At 67.3% G+C, this 17,241-nt stretch carries 18 protein-coding genes; 10 read left to right on the forward strand and 8 right to left on the reverse strand.

Going from position 1 to position 17,241, the window contains the following annotated elements:
• Positions 1 to 357 precede the first annotated feature (357 nt).
• From C5F75_RS08180 to C5F75_RS08210, 7 genes are all read left to right on the forward strand, one after another.
• Positions 358 to 1,062 carry a GntR family transcriptional regulator gene (locus C5F75_RS08180; protein WP_059585145.1) on the forward strand — a complete coding sequence of 235 codons (705 nt, stop codon included), beginning with the start codon at positions 358 to 360 and terminating at the stop codon, positions 1,060 to 1,062.
• A 149-nt stretch (positions 1,063 to 1,211) separates the two neighbouring features.
• Positions 1,212 to 2,696 (forward strand): NCS1 family nucleobase:cation symporter-1, encoded by a 1,485-nt coding sequence (locus tag C5F75_RS08185; RefSeq protein ID WP_059585146.1) that lies wholly within the window; start codon positions 1,212 to 1,214, stop codon positions 2,694 to 2,696.
• A gap of 10 nt (positions 2,697 to 2,706) precedes the next feature.
• Entirely contained in the window at positions 2,707 to 3,498 is a 792-nt protein-coding gene (locus C5F75_RS08190) for an aspartate/glutamate racemase family protein (RefSeq protein WP_059585147.1), read from the forward strand.
• A 149-nt stretch (positions 3,499 to 3,647) separates the two neighbouring features.
• Positions 3,648 to 4,601: an allantoinase PuuE gene (puuE, locus tag C5F75_RS08195; protein ID WP_059585148.1), complete on the forward strand. Its 954-nt coding sequence runs from the start codon at positions 3,648 to 3,650 to the stop codon at positions 4,599 to 4,601.
• Positions 4,598 to 5,119, forward strand: a complete 522-nt coding sequence (uraD, locus tag C5F75_RS08200) for a 2-oxo-4-hydroxy-4-carboxy-5-ureidoimidazoline decarboxylase (RefSeq protein ID WP_059585149.1) — start codon at positions 4,598 to 4,600, stop codon at positions 5,117 to 5,119. Before puuE ends, uraD begins: the two co-directional genes overlap by 4 nt.
• A 62-nt stretch (positions 5,120 to 5,181) precedes the next feature.
• Positions 5,182 to 6,195 carry an allantoicase gene (alc, locus tag C5F75_RS08205; protein WP_059609106.1) on the forward strand — a complete coding sequence of 338 codons (1,014 nt, stop codon included), beginning with the start codon at positions 5,182 to 5,184 and terminating at the stop codon, positions 6,193 to 6,195.
• Entirely contained in the window at positions 6,192 to 6,704 is a 513-nt protein-coding gene (locus tag C5F75_RS08210; protein WP_059585151.1) for an ureidoglycolate lyase, read from the forward strand. Before alc ends, C5F75_RS08210 begins: the two co-directional genes overlap by 4 nt.
• Positions 6,705 to 6,779: 75 nt before the next feature.
• Here C5F75_RS08210 and C5F75_RS08215 read toward each other — a convergent pair whose 3' ends face one another.
• Positions 6,780 to 7,742 (reverse strand): LysR family transcriptional regulator, encoded by a 963-nt coding sequence (locus tag C5F75_RS08215; RefSeq protein ID WP_104012062.1) that lies wholly within the window; start codon positions 7,740 to 7,742, stop codon positions 6,780 to 6,782.
• 152 nt (positions 7,743 to 7,894) lie between these two features.
• On the opposite strand from C5F75_RS08215, the gene C5F75_RS08220 reads away from it, so the two are divergent.
• Positions 7,895 to 8,299 (forward strand): RidA family protein, encoded by a 405-nt coding sequence (locus tag C5F75_RS08220; protein ID WP_059585153.1) that lies wholly within the window; start codon positions 7,895 to 7,897, stop codon positions 8,297 to 8,299.
• Positions 8,300 to 8,461: 162 nt separating this feature from the next.
• Here C5F75_RS08220 and C5F75_RS08225 read toward each other — a convergent pair whose 3' ends face one another.
• On the reverse strand, positions 8,462 to 9,655 hold the full coding sequence (locus C5F75_RS08225) for a urate hydroxylase PuuD (protein WP_059585154.1): 1,194 nt from the start codon (positions 9,653 to 9,655) through the stop codon (positions 8,462 to 8,464).
• 53 nt (positions 9,656 to 9,708) lie between these two features.
• Positions 9,709 to 10,062: a hydroxyisourate hydrolase gene (uraH, locus tag C5F75_RS08230; RefSeq protein WP_089464897.1), complete on the reverse strand. Its 354-nt coding sequence runs from the start codon at positions 10,060 to 10,062 to the stop codon at positions 9,709 to 9,711.
• 507 nt (positions 10,063 to 10,569) lie between these two features.
• Between uraH and C5F75_RS08240 the strand changes: the two genes are divergently transcribed.
• Positions 10,570 to 11,982 carry an 8-oxoguanine deaminase gene (locus C5F75_RS08240; protein ID WP_059585156.1) on the forward strand — a complete coding sequence of 471 codons (1,413 nt, stop codon included), beginning with the start codon at positions 10,570 to 10,572 and terminating at the stop codon, positions 11,980 to 11,982.
• A 131-nt stretch (positions 11,983 to 12,113) separates the two neighbouring features.
• Here the strand turns inward: C5F75_RS08240 and C5F75_RS08245 are convergent, their stop codons facing one another.
• Complete coding sequence (locus C5F75_RS08245; protein WP_006478550.1) at positions 12,114 to 13,043, reverse strand: LysR substrate-binding domain-containing protein; 930 nt, start codon at positions 13,041 to 13,043, stop codon at positions 12,114 to 12,116.
• Between the two features lie 210 nt (positions 13,044 to 13,253).
• On the reverse strand, positions 13,254 to 13,463 hold the full coding sequence (locus C5F75_RS08250) for a dodecin (RefSeq protein WP_006493215.1): 210 nt from the start codon (positions 13,461 to 13,463) through the stop codon (positions 13,254 to 13,256).
• A 175-nt stretch (positions 13,464 to 13,638) separates the two neighbouring features.
• Between C5F75_RS08250 and C5F75_RS08255 the strand changes: the two genes are divergently transcribed.
• Positions 13,639 to 14,532: an NAD(P)-dependent oxidoreductase gene (locus C5F75_RS08255; RefSeq protein WP_104012063.1), complete on the forward strand. Its 894-nt coding sequence runs from the start codon at positions 13,639 to 13,641 to the stop codon at positions 14,530 to 14,532.
• A 66-nt stretch (positions 14,533 to 14,598) separates the two neighbouring features.
• Here the strand turns inward: C5F75_RS08255 and C5F75_RS08260 are convergent, their stop codons facing one another.
• The 3 genes from C5F75_RS08260 to C5F75_RS08270 all read right to left on the reverse strand — a co-directional run bounded on the left by C5F75_RS08260 (position 14,599) and on the right by C5F75_RS08270 (position 17,231).
• Entirely contained in the window at positions 14,599 to 15,045 is a 447-nt protein-coding gene (locus C5F75_RS08260) for a hypothetical protein (RefSeq protein WP_006488003.1), read from the reverse strand.
• Positions 15,046 to 15,378: 333 nt separating this feature from the next.
• Complete coding sequence (gene mscL / locus C5F75_RS08265) at positions 15,379 to 15,810, reverse strand: large conductance mechanosensitive channel protein MscL (RefSeq protein WP_059585158.1); 432 nt, start codon at positions 15,808 to 15,810, stop codon at positions 15,379 to 15,381.
• Positions 15,811 to 16,049: 239 nt separating this feature from the next.
• The gene (locus C5F75_RS08270) at positions 16,050 to 17,231 is read right to left on the reverse strand and encodes a tetratricopeptide repeat protein (RefSeq protein WP_059585159.1); all 1,182 of its coding nucleotides are present in this window, start codon (positions 17,229 to 17,231) and stop codon (positions 16,050 to 16,052) included.
• Between the last annotated feature and the right edge of the window lie 10 nt (positions 17,232 to 17,241).

Consider the following 17,241-nt stretch of genomic DNA (forward strand, 5'->3'; position numbering starts at 1 on the left):
TTGAACTGCTCGTTGTACTTCGTCATGAAAAACACCCCAAAGGTTGGACGGGTGTCCAACTTTTGGGGTGCAGTTCATTTCCCGCCTTTTTCTTTATGCAAATGCGCAACTAACCGTCGATATTTTTCATTGACGCCGACCTGAGTTTCGCCCGGTTTTGCACCATTTTTGTCAACAAAATCGGCGGAAGGGTATACGACGAGAAGGGCCTCCGTCTTGCCTGTGAGGCTTGATATGCATGGATTTCGTGCGCGTTGCACCGAATGCAGGCACGCCGGCGCACGCCGATTGTGCGAAATCCTTCAAAAGAATTGTTGACAATCTTTGTGTCCACTCTAGGATGAGGACCATCACACGATGCCGATCATGAACGAGCCCGATTCCCCTCCGTCCGGTGCGGCCAGCCCTGACGCGATCGCCGAGCGGATCCGCACCGCGATCCTCGAGCATCGGCTCGCGCCCGGCGCGAAGCTCACGGAGGCGCAGCTCTGCGACGTGTTCGGCGTGAAGCGCGGAACGATCCGCCAGGCGCTCGCGCAGCTCGCGACCGACAAGCTGGTCGAGCTCGAGCCGAACCGCGGCGCGTTCGTCGCGAGCCCGACGCTGCAGGACGTGCACGAAGTGTTCGAGATGCGCCGGATCATCGAGCTGGCCGTGGTCGAGCGGCTCGCGACCGGCCCCGGCGCCAGGCGGCTGAAGGGCGTCGCCGCGCTGATCGACAAGGAACGCAAGGCGTTCGAGCGGCACGACTTCGCGGCGTGGATCCGGCTGTCGGGCGAATTCCATACGGCGCTTGCCGCGCTGATGGGCAATGCGACGCTCAGCGAGTGCCTCGAAGGGCTCGTCGCACGCTCGACGCTGATGTCGGCGCTGTACGAATCGCACGGGCGCAGCCCGTGCTCGTGCGACGACCACGACGAGATCCTCGCCGCGCTGGAGGCGGGCGATCCGAAGCAGGCGGTGACGCTGATGGCGCGCCACCTGCAGCATGTCGAACTGAAGATGCTGGACCGGCCCGCGCAAGGGCAGGTCGATTTGCGCGAAGTGTTCGGCGGCGCCTGAGCGGCGACGCGAACACGGCCGCGCGCCACAGAACGAGCGAAATGCAGGCCCGCGGCGTTTGCCGCGGGCCGCTGGTCCGACTCCGGGCGACGATCCGGGGCGATATCGATGACGGTGGAGCGGCCTTGCGGCCGCGTCAAGGAGAAGTCATGGCTCAGTTCAGTGTGGCGCACGACAGCGCCTATCCGGCGGAAGAAGGCAGCGAGGGCGGTGGTCCGGCACTGCCGGATGGTTACAGCGAACGTCTGTACAACGAAGATTTGGCACCCCTTAAAAATCAGACGTGGGGTGCGTACAACATCTTCGCGTTCTGGATGTCGGACGTCCACAGCGTCGGCGGTTACGTGTTCGCGGGCAGCCTGTTCGCGCTCGGGCTGACGAGCTGGCAGGTGCTGATCGCGCTGATCGTCGGCATCGGCCTCGTGAACGCGCTGTGCAACTTGATCGCGCGGCCGAGCCAGCAGATCGGCGTGCCGTATCCGGTCGCGTGCCGCGCGACGTTCGGCGTGCTCGGCGCGAACGTGCCGGCCGTGATCCGCGGGTTGATCGCGATCGCGTGGTACGGGATCCAGACGTATCTGGCGTCGAGCGCGCTCGTGATCGTCGTGCTGAAATTCTTCCCGCAATGGCTGCCGTACGCGGACGTCCATCGCTACGGCTTTCTCGGGCTGTCGGCGGTCGGCTGGGCCGGCTTCATGCTGCTGTGGGTGCTCCAGGCGTTCGTGTTCTGGAACGGGATGGAGACGATCAAGAAGTTCATCGATTTCGCGGGCCCGGCCGTCTACGTCGTGATGTTCATCCTCGCCGGCTACATGGTGTGGCGCGCGGGCTGGCGCAACATCGGCATCAACCTCGGCGGCGTCAAGTATCACGGCGCGGAAGTGATTCCGGTGATGATCACCGCCGTGTCGCTCGTCGTGTCGTACTTCTCCGGGCCGATGCTGAACTTCGGCGATTTCTCGCGCTACTGCCGCTCGTTCGGCGACGTGAAGCGCGGCAATTTCTGGGGGCTGCCGGTCAACTTCCTCGCGTTCTCGCTCGTCACGGTGATCACCACCGCCGCGACGCTGCCGGTGTTCGGCCAGCTCATCACGGACCCGGTCGAGACGGTCGGCCGCATCGACCATCCGACCGCGGTGATCCTGGGCGCGCTGACGTTCACGATCGCGACGATCGGCATCAACATCGTCGCGAACTTCGTGTCGCCCGCGTTCGATTTCTCGAACGTCGCGCCGCGCCTGATCAGCTGGCGCGCGGGCGGGATGCTCGCCGCCGTCGCGTCGATCTTCATCACGCCGTGGAACCTGTTCAACAACCCGGCCGTGATCCACTACACGCTCGACGTGCTTGGCGCGTTCATCGGCCCGCTGTACGGCGTGCTGATCGCCGACTTCTACCTCGTCAAGCGCGGCCGCCTCGTGCGCGACGACCTCTACACGATGTCGGAAAGCGGCGCCTACTGGTATACGGGCGGCGTGAATCGCCGCGCGCTTGCCGCGCTGCTGCCGGCCGCGGTGATCGCGGTCGCCTGCGTGATGGTGCCGGGTTGGGAGGGCGTCGCGAATTTCTCGTGGTTCATCGGCGCGGGGCTCGGCTTCGTGTTCTACCGGATGCTCGCGAGTGCGAAGGCGTAAGGAGCGGGCGATGAAGATCCGACTGATCAATCCGAATACGACGCAGCGGATGACCGACGCGATGGGCCGCTGCGCGCGCGAGGTCGCGGCCGCCGGCACGGAGATCGTGGCCGTGAGCCCGCCGATGGGTCCGCCGTCGATCGAAGGGTATTACGACGAGGCGCTCGCGACGCCGGGGCTGCTTGCCGAGATCGCGCAAGGCGAGCGCGACGGTTGCGACGCGTACGTGATCGCGTGTTTCGGCGATCCGGGCCTGTATGCGGCGCGTGAGCTCGCGCGCGGGCCGGTGATCGGCATCGCCGAGGCCGCGATGCATGCGGCGAGTGTGCTGGCGCCGGGATTTTCGGTCGTGACGACGCTCGCGCGCACCTGCGGGATGGCGTGGCACCTCGCGGAACGCTACGGGATGAAGCGGTTCTGCCGCAACGTGCGCGCGACCGACGTCGCGGTGCTCGAACTCGACCGGCCCGGCTCGGCCGCGCGCCGGATCATCGCCGACGAATGCCGGCGCGCGCTCGACGAGGACGGCGCCGACGCGATCGTGCTCGGCTGCGCGGGCATGGCCGAATTCGCGCACGAGATCGAGCAGCAGATCGGCGCGCCGGTGGTCGAGGGCGTCACGGCGGCCGTGAAGTGGGCCGAGGCGCTCGTCGCGCTGCGCCTCGCGACCGCGAAGCGCGGCGACTACGCGCGCCCGCTGCCGAAGCGCTACGACGGCGCGTTCGCCCGCTTCAGCCCGCCGGATGGCGAAGCGGCGGAGCCGGGCCCGAATTTGCCGCAACCGCACATACACACCGTCTGACACGCACTATCTGCGCCGCTGTATGGGCGCGTATGAGCGTTTTCGCTACACTGGGCCGTCATCGCATCGGCTCGTGCGGCCGGCCTCGGGCGCCGTGCAGCCGATGCGAACCCATTACTTCAGCAAGGCTTTCGCCGCACCTCGAACCCATGCCACTCGATCCCAATTATCCTCGCGACCTGATCGGCTACGGCCGCCATCCCGTGCAGGCGAACTGGCCGGGGCGCGCCCGCGTCGCCGTGCAATTCGTGCTGAACTACGAGGAGGGCGGCGAGAACTGCGTGCTGCACGGCGATCCGGGCTCCGAGCAGTTCCTGTCCGAAATCGTCGGCGCGGCCGCGTACCCGGACCGCCACATGAGCATGGAGTCGATCTACGAATACGGGTCGCGGGCCGGCGTGTGGCGCATCCTGCGCGAGTTCGAGAAGCGCGGATTGCCGCTGACGGTATTCGGCGTCGGCATGGCGATCGAGCGTCATCCGGAGCTTGCGCGCGCATTCGTCGAGCTCGGCCATGAAATCGCGTGCCACGGCTGGCGCTGGATCCACTACCAGAGCATGACGCCGGAGCTCGAAGCCGAGCACATGCGCCTCGGGATGGAGGCGATCGAGCGCGTGACGGGCGAGCGTCCGCTCGGCTGGTATACGGGCCGCGACAGCCCCAATACGCACCGCCTGGTCGCCGAATACGGCGGCTTCCTGTACGACTCCGACAACTACGGCGACGACCTGCCGTTCTGGATGGACGTCGAGGTGTCGGGCGGCCGCACGTCGCCGCAACTGATCGTGCCGTACACGCTCGACACGAACGACATGCGTTTCGCGACGCCGCAGGGCTTCAACACCGGCGACCACTTCTTCCAGTACCTGCGCGACGCCTTCGACGTGCTGTACGCGGAGGGCGACGAGGCGCCGAAGATGCTGTCGATCGGCATGCACTGCCGGCTACTCGGCCGGCCGGGCCGGTTCCGCGGGCTGCAGCGTTTTCTCGACCACATCGAGCAGCACGATCGCGTATGGGTGACGCGCCGTGTCGATATCGCGCGTCACTGGCGTGAACATCATCCGTATCAGCCCAATCATCGAAACGAAGGGAAAGCATGAAGGCGATGCGTTACACGTTGGAGCAACTGAACACGATGGCGCCCGGCGCATTCGTCGCGGCGCTGTCGGGCATCTTCGAACATTCGCCGTGGGTGGCCGAGGTCGCCGCGGGCAAGCGGCCGTTCGCGAGCATCGACGCGCTGCACGAGACGATGTCGGATGCGGTGGAAACCGGTGGCGAAGCGCGCCAGCTCGCCCTGATCAACGCCCACCCGGAGCTGGCCGGCAAGGCCGCCGTGCGCGGCGAGCTGACGGCCGAGTCGACCCGCGAGCAGAGCGGCGCGGGCCTCGACCAGTGCACGCAGGAAGAATTCGACAAGCTGCTGACGCTGAACCGCACGTATCGCGAGAAATTCGGCTTCCCGTTCATCCTCGCGGTGCGCGGCTATGACCGGCACGGCATCATCGCGAACTTCGAGTCGCGCGTGAATCATTCGCGCGACGAGGAGCTGCGCGCGAGCCTCGACCAGATCTACCGGATCGCGCGCTTTCGCCTCGACGACCTGATCGACGCCTGACACCGCACTCTGGGCCGCCGCGTCGCGGCGGCCCGATCGCTTCACTGAAACAAGGAAACATCATGGCTGTTCCGCTTCTCGATCCGAACGCACCCGATTTCACGCGGCGCTACGTGAACCTTGCCGACCCGCGTCTCGGTGCGCAGGCGCTCGAGGCCAGCGACGATTTCTTCGCGCCGAAGGAGCGGATGCTGAACCCCGAGCCGGCCGTCTTCATTCCCGGCAAGTACGACGATCACGGCAAGTGGATGGACGGCTGGGAAACGCGCCGCAAGCGTACGACCGGCTACGACTGGTGCATCGTCAAGCTCGCGCGGCCGGGCGTGATCAAGGGCTTCGACATCGACACGAGCCACTTCACCGGCAACTTCCCGCCGGCCGCGTCGATCGAGGCCGCGTTCGTGGCCGACGGCGCGCCGACGCAGGCGACCGACTGGGTCGAGATCGTGCCGTCGACGACGCTGCAGGGCAACAGCCATCACTACGTCGAGGCGAGCGACGCGCGTGCGTTCACGCACCTGCGCGTGAACATCTACCCGGACGGCGGCATCGCGCGCCTGCGCGTGTATGGCCAGCCGCAGCTCGACTGGGCCGGCGCGAGCGCGACCGAGCAGTTCGATCTCGCGGCGATGGAAAACGGCGGCTACGTGGTGGCCGCGAACAACCAGCACTTCGGCGTCGCGTCGAACCTGCTGCTGCCGGGCCGCGGCGTGAACATGGGCGACGGCTGGGAAACCCGCCGCCGCCGCGAGCCCGGCAACGACTGGGCGATCATCGCGCTCGCGCAGCCGGGCGTGATCCGCAAGATCGAAGTCGATACCGCGTTCTTCAAGGGCAACTACCCGGACCGCTGCTCGATCCAGGCCGCGTACGTGTCGGGCGGCACCGACAGCTCGCTGATCACGCAGTCGATGTTCTGGCCGGTGCTGCTCGGCGAGCAGAAGCTGCAGATGGACAAGCAGCACTACTTCGAACATGAGATCGCGTCGCTCGGCCCGGTCACGCACGTGCGGCTGAACATCATTCCGGACGGCGGCGTGTCGCGCCTGCGCCTGTGGGGGACGCTCGACAAATGAAGACGCTTGCCATCGAACCGCTGACCAGGGAAGCCTTCGCGCCGTTCGGCGACGTGATCGAAACGGAAGGGGCGAAGCAGATCCCGATCAACCTCGGCACGACGATCCGCTTTCACGATCTCGCGAAAGTCGACGTGGCCGACGAAGGCGGCCGCCCGCTCGTCAACCTGTTTCGCGGCCAGCCGCGCACGCTGCCGTTCGAAGTGAAGATGCTGGAGCGGCACCCGCTCGGCAGTCAGGCGTTCGTGCCGCTGAACGACCGGCCGTATCTCGTCGTCGTCGCGCCGGCGGGCGATCTCGATCCGGCGAAGATCCGCGCGTTCGTCACGAGCGGCTGGCAGGGCGTGAACTACGCGAAGGGCGTGTGGCATCACCCGCTGATCGCGCTCGGCGGCGTCAGCGACTTCATCGTCGTCGATCGTGGCGGCGACGGCCTGAACCTGAACGAGCAGGATCTGCCGGAATCGCTGTGGCTCACCGACGACGCGCTGCATGCGTTGACGGCCTGAGTCGGGCCGATCGTCCGTCGATCGAAACCCGCGCGATTCGCGCGGGTTTTTTCATGCGCGTCGTTTTCAGGCGAATCAGGCCGCCGCGCCCTTGCGCGTATCGCGCGCACCCTGACCGCGGCGGCGGCTCGCGACCGGCGCATGCCGCGCCATCAGCTCGGCCACCCAGTCGACGAATACGCGCAGCTTCGCGCTGACGTGCCGGTTCGGCGGGAAGGCGACATACATCGGCATCGGTTCGAGTTGCCACTGCTCGAACAGCGGCACCAGCTCGCCGCTCGCGCGATGCGCGGCGGCCATGTAGTCCGGCAGCCACAGGATGCCGAGCCCCGCGAGGCCGGCTTCGAGGTACGCATTGCCGTCGTCGACCGCGAGCACGTAGCGCCCGCGCACGTTGACCTGCTCGCCGTCGCATGCCATCGCGAACGGCAGCGTCTTGCCGGTGCGCGCCCACAGAAAGCCGACGACCCGGTGATGCGTGTCTTCGAGCTCGGCCGGATGCGACGGCGTGCCGGCGCGCGCGAGATAGGCGGGCGATGCGTACACGCCGAGCCGCAGGTCGCCGATGTGGCGTGCGACCAGCGCGCGGTCGGTCGGCTCGCCGCCGCGCACGACGCAATCGACGTTTTCGCCGATCACGTCGACCACGCGGTCGCTCACGCCCATGTCGAGCTGGATGTCCGGATGGCGCGCATGAAACGCGGGTAGCGCCGGGATCAGGATCAGGCGCGCGAACGGGGTCGGCACGTCCACCCGCAGCCGCCCGCGCGGCGACGCCGACGCCGCGGACAGGCTCGTTTCGGCATCGTCCATGTCGGCCAGCAGCCGCACGACGCGCTCGTAGTATGCGGCGCCGTCCGCGGTGACGACGACCTTGCGGGTCGTGCGATTGAACAATTTCACGCGCAGTCGCGCCTCGAGCTGCTGCACCAGTTGCGTGACGGTGGTGCGGCTCATGTGCAGCGTGTCGGCTGCCTTCGTGAAGCTGCCGGCTTCCACCACGCGGGCGAACGCCTGCATTGCGTCGAATCGATCCATCGGGTCGGGGCTCCGCGTCGGTCGCAGATTGTTTGGGGCGAGCAAACAGTGTTGGACAGGGTTGCCGGTTTATCCGCCGCGCAACGGTCCTTAAAGTGCCTCCATCGTTGATGCAAGGGCATGTCGCCCGACAAGACCGATGGAGGTGTCGAATGGCAAAGCGTAGCGTAGTTTTCCCGCCGGGTCGCCAGGCGCTGTACGACCGCAACCGTTACTCGCCGGCGCTGCGCTCGAACGGCTTCCTGTTCGTGTCCGGGCAGGTCGGTAGCCGAGAGGACGGTTCGCCCGAGCCGGAACTCGGCGCGCAGGTCCGCCGCGCGTTCGACAACCTGAATGCGGTGCTGCGGGCGGCCGGCTGCACGTTCGACGACGTCGTCGACGTGACGGTGTTCCTCGTCGATCCCGAGGCGACGTTCGAGCGCGTCTGGGAAATCGTGCCCGAATACTGGGGCGATGCACCGCATCCGACGCTGACCGCCGTCGGCGTGACCTGGCTGTACGGCTTCCAGTTCGAGATCAAGGCGATCGCGCGACTGCCGGAGACGGTCGACGCGTGAGTCGAGCGTTGCGGTTCGACGTTCCGCGAAGCGGACGACGCGATGCGCGACTGACGCGCGAAGCGCATTCAGCTCCGCGCGGGCAAAAAAACGGGCCCGTCACCGGGCCCGAGAACGAAGAGGCTGGCGCCGGCGAATGATTTCCGGCGCCCGGCGGGCGGCTTACTTGACCGCGCCGCCCTCGAACCACGCGGCGAGCTTCGTCCGCTCGTCGTCGGTCATGTGCGTGACGTTGCCGATCGGCATCGCCTTCAGGCGCACGGCCTGGTCGTAGATGCGCTGTGCGTTCTTCGACACTTCGTCGGGCGTGTCGAACATCACGCCGGCGGGCGCGCTGCCCATCAGCGTCGGCTTGGCCGAGTGGCACGCGACGCAGCGCTGCTGCAGGATCGGCATGATGTCGTTGATCACGATCTTCGGTGCGTTGGCCGCTTGCGCTTCCGGCGCGACCGGCTTCGGCATCGTCCACACCAGCGCGCCCGACAGCAGCGCGACGCCGCCGATCGGCAGGTACCACAGCTGCTTGCCGCGGTGACGCATCACGAAGAACTGGCGAATCAGCGCGCCGGCCAGCATGATCAGCACGAGCACGACCCAGTTGAACTTGTTCGTGTACGTCATCGCATAGTGGTTCGACAGCATCGCGAACACGACCGGCAGCGTGAAGTACGTGTTGTGCACCGAGCGCTGCTTGCCGCGCTTGCCGTAGATCGGATTCGGTTCCTCGCCCTTGAGCATCTTGTCGACCATCTTGCGCTGGCCCGGGATGATCACGAAGAACACGTTCGCCGACATGATCGTCGCGAGCATCGCGCCGACGATCAGGTAGGCGGCCCGGCCCGAGAAGATGTGGCATGCGAGGTACGCGGCGGCGACGACGTAGAGGCCCACGCAGATGCCGAGCACGCGGTCGTTGGTGCCGAGGATGCGGCACAGCGAGTCGTAGACGATCCAGCCGGCCGCGAGGAAGCCGAGCGCGGAGGCGACGGCGACCACCGGGCCCATGTCGAGCACGTTCTTGTCGATCAGGTACGTGTTCGGGGCGAGCAGGTACAGCACGAAGAACAGCGTGAAGCCCGACAGCCACGTCGTGTACGACGGCCACTTCGACCAGTGCAGGTCGTCCGGCATTTCCGGCGGGGCGACCGTGTACTTCTGCATGTTGTAGAAGCCGCCGCCGTGGACGTGCCACAGCTCGCCGAACACGCCGCGCTTGCGCTGGTTCGCGTCGGTCGGCGGTTTCAGGCTGTTGTCGAGCGCGACGAAATAGAACGACTCGCCGATCCACGCGATGGCGACGATGACGTGCAGCCATCGCAGCGCGAGGTTCAGCCAGTCGGTGATGAAGCCTTCCATGAAACTCCTCCAGACTCAGATCGTTTGTCTTGATGCGGGCGCTGATTCGTGTGTCAGCTGCCGCGATAGGTGCTGTACGACCACGGCGACACGAGCAGCGGCACGTGGTAGTGCGCGCCGGTGTCGGCGATGCCGAAGCGCAGCACGACGCGGTCGACGAAGCGGGGTTCGGGCACCTTCACGCCGAGTGACGCGAAGTAGTCGCCGGCATGGAACACGAGTTCGTATTCGCCGGCGGCGAGCGCGGGGCCTTCGAGCAGCGGTTCGTCGCAGCGGCCGTCGCTATTGGTCAGCACGGTCTTGATCGCGCGGCGCGATTCGCCGTCCAGCGCGTAGAGGTCGACCTTGATGGCCGCGCCGGGACGGCCGTGCGCCGTATCGAGTACGTGGGTAGTGAGCTTTCCCATTCGTTGTGTCCTTGTGTGAATGCGAGGTTCGGCGGCGACCCGATCCATGACTGTGCGGCGGATCGAGGCTCCACGTCACGTGGCTACATACCCGTCGGCGAGCGTGAAGCGAGCGCCGTGCAGGCATTGTAAAAAGGTTCCCCGTGCAAATACGTGCGCGATATCGAAGATAATGCGCCGCGCATGAGCGGCTGTCGACGGCCCGCCCGACAGGGCTTCGCGCGTGGATGCCGGGCGCCCGGCGGGGCGGCGGGCGGCGTACCATACCGAATCCCTGAAGGACGGTATTCGGGATCGCGCATTGTGCGCGGCGCGCGCTTGGGCGATCCTCCCGCCGTGCGCGTCGGCCCGTGGCCCGCGCGTACCCCGAAGACGGCGAGCACGCCGGGTAACCGGGCCAGGGCGTTCGAACGGACGCAGGCACCGGGGCGTGCCGCGATTCAGCGTTCGAACGGCTGTGTGACCGCCTCCAGGGCAACCCGGGAGGCAGACCGACGCGGAGAACGCATGAATCTCGAGCAGCACGCCGGCGCACGCGCGCCGAACCCCACCTCATCCCGCCCGACGACGCTGCTGGTCAAGCACGCCGACGTGCTCGTGACCATGGACGACACGCGCCGCGAGCTGCGCGACGCGGGGCTCTACATCGAAGACAACCGGATCGTCGCGGTCGGCCCGAGCGCCGAGCTGCCCGACACGGCCGACGAAGTGCTCGACCTGCGCGGCCACCTCGTGATCCCGGGGCTCGTGAACACGCATCACCACATGTACCAGAGCCTCACGCGCGCGGTGCCGGCCGCGCAGAACGCCGAACTGTTCGGCTGGCTCACGAACCTGTACCGGATCTGGGCGCACCTGACGCCCGAGATGATCGAGGTGTCGACGCTCACCGCGATGGCCGAGCTGCTGCAGTCGGGCTGCACGACGTCGAGCGATCATCTGTACATCTATCCGAACGGCAGCCGGCTCGACGACAGCATCGGCGCCGCGCGGCGGATCGGCATGCGCTTTCACGCGAGCCGCGGCGCGATGAGCGTCGGCCAGCGCGACGGCGGGCTGCCGCCCGATTCGGTCGTCGAGCGCGAACCGGATATCCTGCGCGACACGCAGCGCCTGATCGAGACCTATCACGACGAAGGGCGCTACGCGATGCTGCGCGTGGTGGTCGCGCCGTGCTCGCCATTCTCGGTGAGCCGCGAGTTGATGCGCGACGCGGCCGTGCTCGCGCGCGAATACGGCGTGTCGCTGCATACGCACCTCGCGGAGAACGTCAACGACATCGCGTACAGCCGCGAGAAGTTCGGGATGACGCCCGCCGAATACGCGGAAGACCTCGGCTGGGTCGGTCACGACGTGTGGCATGCGCACTGCGTGCAGCTCGACGATGCGGGCATCGGCCTGTTCGCGCGCACCGGCACGGGTGTCGCGCATTGCCCGTGCTCGAACATGCGGCTCGCGTCCGGCATCGCGCCGGTGAAGAAGATGCGGCTCGCGGGCGTGCCGGTGGGGCTCGGCGTCGACGGTTCCGCGTCGAACGACGGCGCGCAGATGGTCGCCGAGGTACGCCAGGCGCTGCTGTTGCAGCGCGTCGGCTTCGGGCCCGACGCGATGACCGCGCGCGAGGCGCTCGAGATCGCGACGCTCGGCGGCGCGAAGGTGCTGAACCGCGACGACATCGGCGCGCTGAAACCCGGCATGGCCGCGGATTTCGCCGCGTTCGACCTGCGTCAGCCGCTGTTCGCGGGCGCGCTGCACGATCCGGTCGCGGCGCTCGTGTTCTGCGCGCCGTCGCAGACGGCGTACACGGTGGTGAACGGCAAGGTGGTGGTGCGCGAAGGGCGGCTGGCGACGCTCGATCTGCCGCCCGTGATCGAGCGCCACAACGCGCTTGCGCACGCGCTCGTGGAAGCGTCGCGCTGACGCGTCGGCGCGGAGGTCGCGCAGCACGTTGCGGATCGGGTGCGCGGCCGTGGCGGCCACCGCCCGCCGCGCAACCCGCCGCGGCCACGCGCAACGGCGTGACCGGCGCGCGCGGGGCGCGCCCTGTGCGCTTACGCCTCGATCAGCGTGCGGGTGGCTTCGGCGACGAGGCTGCGCAGCCAGCGCACTTCGTCGGAGTAATGGCAGCGCTCGTGCCACAGCTGGTAGTACTGCATCGGCGGGAAGTCGAGCGGCGCGGGCACGACCGACAACGGCAGGAACTTCGCGTAATGATCGGCGAACAGCCGCGTGGTCGTGAAGATCAGGTCCGACTTCACGAGCACGTAAGGCGCGAGGTTGAAGTACGGCAGCGTGACGACCACGTGGCGCTTGAGCCGTTCGCGCGCGAGATGCACGTCGATCGCGCCGCGCTGGCCGACCGAGTACGGCGTCGGCGCGAGATGCGGCGCGTTCAGGTACTGGTCGAGCGTGAGCCCGCCGCGCTTCGCGAACGGGTGCGTGTTGCTCATCAGGCAGACGATTTCATCGACGAACAGGTTCGACAGGTGCAGTTGCTCGGGCGGCTCGGGCCAGTTGCCGACGACGATGTCGAGCTTGCCGTCTTCCAGCGCGAGCTCGTAGTCGAACGCGGGGCCGAGCGAGTGGAACTCGAGCGTCGCATTCGGCGCGGCCAGGCGAAAGCGTTCGACGACGGTCGGCACGAACAGCACGTTCAGGTAGTCGGGGCAGCCGATCCGGTAGCAGCGGATCGACGTGGCCGGGTCGAAGTTGTGCTGCTGGAACTTGATGCGCTCGATTTCACGCAGGGCGTTCTGCACGGGCTCGAGCAGGCGCAGCCCGTATTCGGTCGGCACCATGCCGGATTTGCCGCGCACCAGCAGCGGATCGCCGGTGATGTCGCGCAGGCGCCGCAGCGCGGCGCTGATCGCCGGTTGCGACTGGTTCAGTTTGACGGCCGCGCGCGTGACGCTGCGCTCCATCAACAAGGTGTGCAAGACGCGCAAGAGGTACGTGTCGATCGCCTCGCGTTGCTGACTCATGTTATCTCCGGGTTATATGGCTGGGCTGATCGAGGAGTGGGTGGGGTATATCGTTTTTAATATGAACGAAAATCAGCGTCAAGAGATGGATACCCGCAGGTATCCGCCGGCCGGGCCGCGACAAGGGGCCTGAACGGATGGGCGCGCGGCGCCGCGCGGATCCGTATTGCGCGGATCCGGACCGCGGCGCGGCGGGTGGCGACGGGTGCGTCAGTCGTCGATGCGCATGCCGACCTTCAGCGTGACCTGCCAGTGCACGACCTGATCGCCTTCGATGTGGCCGCGGGTTTCGGTCACCTGGAACCAGTGCAGGTTGTGCAGCGTCTTGCCGGCTTTCGAGATCGCGTTGCGAATCGCGTCGTCGCTCGATTGCCGCGACGAACCGGTCAGCTCGATCATCTTGTACACGTGGTCGCTCATGATGCCTCCCTGGGATATCGATCTGTTTTGCCGGTGCAAGGCGCGGTCCCGAGGCGGTCCCGCTACGGTCCCCCTACGGTCCCGCTTCGGTTCCGCTACGGTCCCGTGCGTGCCCGGCTTCTTGAGTGATAGGTATGATGGGCGGCAACTGCAACCCATATCGGAGACGACGAACGTGGAAGTCGGATTTTGCGGACCGGGATTGATGGGCGCGCCGATGATTCGGCATTTGCTGGCGGCCGGGCATCGCGTGAGCGTATGGAACCGCTCGCGCGAGAAGGCCGAGGCGCTGGTGAAGGACGGCGCGCAGGTGGTCGGCACGCCGCGCGAGCTGGCCGAGCGCGTCGAGACGGCGTTCGTGTGCGTGCTCGACGGCCGGGCGGTCGGCGACGTCGTGTTCGGCGAGCACGGGCTGCTTTCCGGTGACGCGAGCGCGCGCCGCGTGCGGCGCATCGTCGATCATTCGAGCATTCCGCCCGCCGTCACGCGCGACTATGCGGCGCGTGCGGCCGCGCTCGGCGTCGGCTGGGTCGATGCGCCGGTGTCCGGCGGCGTGCCGGGCGCGCAGGCCGGCACGCTCGCGGTGATGGCCGGCGGCCGCGCGGCCGATCTCGACGCGGTGCGCCCGTTGATCGATACGTACGCGTCGCGCATCACGCACATGGGCGACGCGGGGGCGGGCCAGACGGCGAAACTGTGCAACCAGGCGATCGTCACCGCGACGGTCACCGCGATCGCCGAGGCGGTCGGCCTGGCGCAGGCGAGCGGCATCGACGCCGCGCGTCTGGCCGAGGCGCTGGCCGGCGGATGGGCCGATTCGGTGCTGCTGCAGACCTTCGTGCCGCGCATGACGTCGGGCGGCCATCCTGCGATCGGCGCGCTGAGTACGTTTCAAAAGGATGTCGACGCCATCGCGGACGCCGCGCGCGACACGGGCGCGGTGATGCCCGTGTCGGCCACCGTGCAGCAGGTACTGAGGCTCGGCGCCGCGCAGGGGCTGGCCGGCGCCGATTTCGCCGCGTTCATCGACATCGTGCGGCCGGGAAACGGTCGCCGGCAGGCGCCGTGACGGGCAAGCAGGGCGCGTGAATGGCAGATGGGCCGCCCGGAGGCGGCCCATCGAATGACTGGCGGATCAGCCGAGCGAGCGGGGTGTCGTATCGCCGGCGTTCTGGCGGCCGAGGCCGCCGCGCAGGCTCGCTTTCGTGCCCGCACCAAACTCGGGCAGGATGCGCGCACGCGCGCGACTGGCGAACACGAGGAAGCCGAAGCCGTTCGCTTCGTACCAGTAACCACCGTTCTCGAGGCCGTCGAGCGGTTGCTCGAGCGCGTTGGCGATCGATTCGATGCAGCGCTTGCGCAGCTCGGCGATGGCCGGATAGGGCGGCTGCGCGCCGCGCACGCTGCACAGGAGCACGTCGAGGCCGGGCAGCACGTGCGCATAGAGGACGGGCTCGTCCTGCGCGCGGGCGCGGGCAATCTTGGTGTCGAGCTGGGCAAACGGCTTCGAGTGGCGCAAGACCGCGAGGAACGACTCCTGGCCATCCTGCGGCGCACGCCGACGTTTTTTCGGGAAGGACATAAACACTCGCCTCAAAAACAATTGCAAGAAATGCGGCACTTTCATGCGACCCACTCCCGGCTATGTACGCCGCATGTCGATCCTTTATAGCACACGAAAATGCTGCATTCGTGCAGTACGACGATCAATGTCTCCCGTCGACCTGCTCGCCATGATCGACACAGCCAGCGTCTTGGCGCCCGTACTGTCGTTTAGTCTCCATCATAGACCTGCTTTTCCCGCGCGTGCATTCGCCCGTCACAAAAAAGTGAGATGGGCCGCATGCGGCGGTGCATCGCATGCGCAATAAAAAGGCCCGCACGGGGCGGGCCTGGCACGCGAAGCGTGGCGCGATCAGCGCTGCTTGAGCGAATCGCGGATCTCGCGCAGCAGCACGATGTCTTCCGGCGTCGCGGCCGGCGCGGCTTCTTCCGGCTTGCGCAGCTTGTTGATGAATTTCACCATCAGGAAAATGATGAACGCGAGGATCACGAAATTGATCGCCACGGTGATGAACGAACCGTAGCCGAATGCCGCGACGCCCGCGGCCTGCAGGTCCTTGAACGAATCGGGATTACCCTTGAACGACGGGGGGATGGTGCCGAGCAGAATGAACTTGTTCGAGAAATCCAGGCCGCCGGTCAGCACGCCGATGACCGGCATGATGAGGTCCTTCACGACCGAGTCGACGATCTTCGAGAACGCGCCGCCGATGATCACGCCGACGGCGAGATCCATCACGTTGCCCTTGACGGCGAACTCCTTGAATTCCTTGATGATGCTCATGAGCGGCTTTCTCCTGTTGGGGGGGCGGGGGAGGCGTGCCGCGACGCGCAGGATTGCCTTGCGTCGAATGAGGGTCGGTGGCACGCCGATGGCCGCATGATAGCGAACGTGCCCCATTGCCGGTAGTCCATCTTGAAATGATTGACAAATCCGCGCGTCGGCAGCGGGCGGCCATGCGGCAGCGCGCGGCGTGCGCGGCCGGGCGTCGAGACGGACGTCGACGCCTGGCCGTCGGTGCTTCAGGTGTTGTCGTCGGTCCAGCCGTCGTCGTTGCTGCCGAGGTCCATGCCGCCACCGCCACCATTGCCGTCGCTCCAGCTCGAATCGTCGCCGCGGCCGAGGTCGAAGCCCGGGTCGGCCTCCTGCCGGTGGCGTTCGCCGTCGACGATCACGTCGCGTTCGACCACGCGCTCGCGGCCGCCCGACATCGCTTCGCCGAGCAGCACGCCGGTCAGGAGCCCGCCCATCCCGCCGCCGAAACCGCCGCCTTGCTGAATCACGACGGGCGGCTGCTGTTGCGGATAGGGCTGTTGCGGCGGGTAGGGCTGCTGCTGATACGGCTGGCCCTGGGCGCCCGTCATGCGGTCGGCTTCCTGCGCGTACACGGAGCCGCTGCCGTTCGCCGGCGCCGCGGGCTGCGCCGCCGGGTCGGGACGGCCTTCGACGCGCGCCTTCACGCTGGCGTGGCGCTGTTCGAGTTCATCGACGCGATACGGCGGCACCGGATTCTTGCCGCTCGAGAGCGTCTCGACGAGCGTGCGCGCGTCGTTCTCGATCGCTTCGAGCTCGCCGGTCAGCGCCGCGGCGCCGGGCGCCGTCGACAGCTTCGCATCGAGCTTCAGCGGCCGGATGTCGTTCAGCACGTCGGTCGCGCGCTTGAGCTGCGTGCGGCGTTCGTCGTCGGCGCGGCCGTCGTCGGCCGTGCGCGCGCGTCGCAGCGTCCAGCGCAGCACCAGCGCGATCACGGCGACGATCAGCCCGAGGCCGATCCACATGCCGGTCGACGGGCCGTGTTTTTCGGCCGGCGCGACGGCGGGAGCGAGCCCCGGCTGCAGGGTGCCCGCCTGCGTGGCCGACGGCGTGTTGCCGCTCACGCGCGCGGCATCGGCGCGAATGCGCGACTCCGTCTGCGCGAAGCGCGACGCGTCGGTGAACTTCAGTTGCGGATCGAGCGATTTCGCGCGCTGCAGTTGCGCGAGCGCGTCGGACGCGCGGCCTTCGCGGTCCAGCACCTGCGCATACAGGTAGCGCGCGTGCGCGTTGTTCGGATGGGCATCGATGACTTGCGACAGTTGCGTGTCGGCTTGCTGCCAGTTGCGCTGCGCGATCGATTGCTCGACCTGCTGCAGCGACGGGACCGCAAACGCGACGGACGACAGCAACATCAGCGAGAGGCCGAGTGCGGCGAGAGATTTCTTCATGGTCGAACCG

The sequence above is a fragment of the Burkholderia anthinoferrum genome (assembly GCF_002925705.1).
GTDB lineage: Bacteria > Pseudomonadota > Gammaproteobacteria > Burkholderiales > Burkholderiaceae > Burkholderia > Burkholderia semiarida.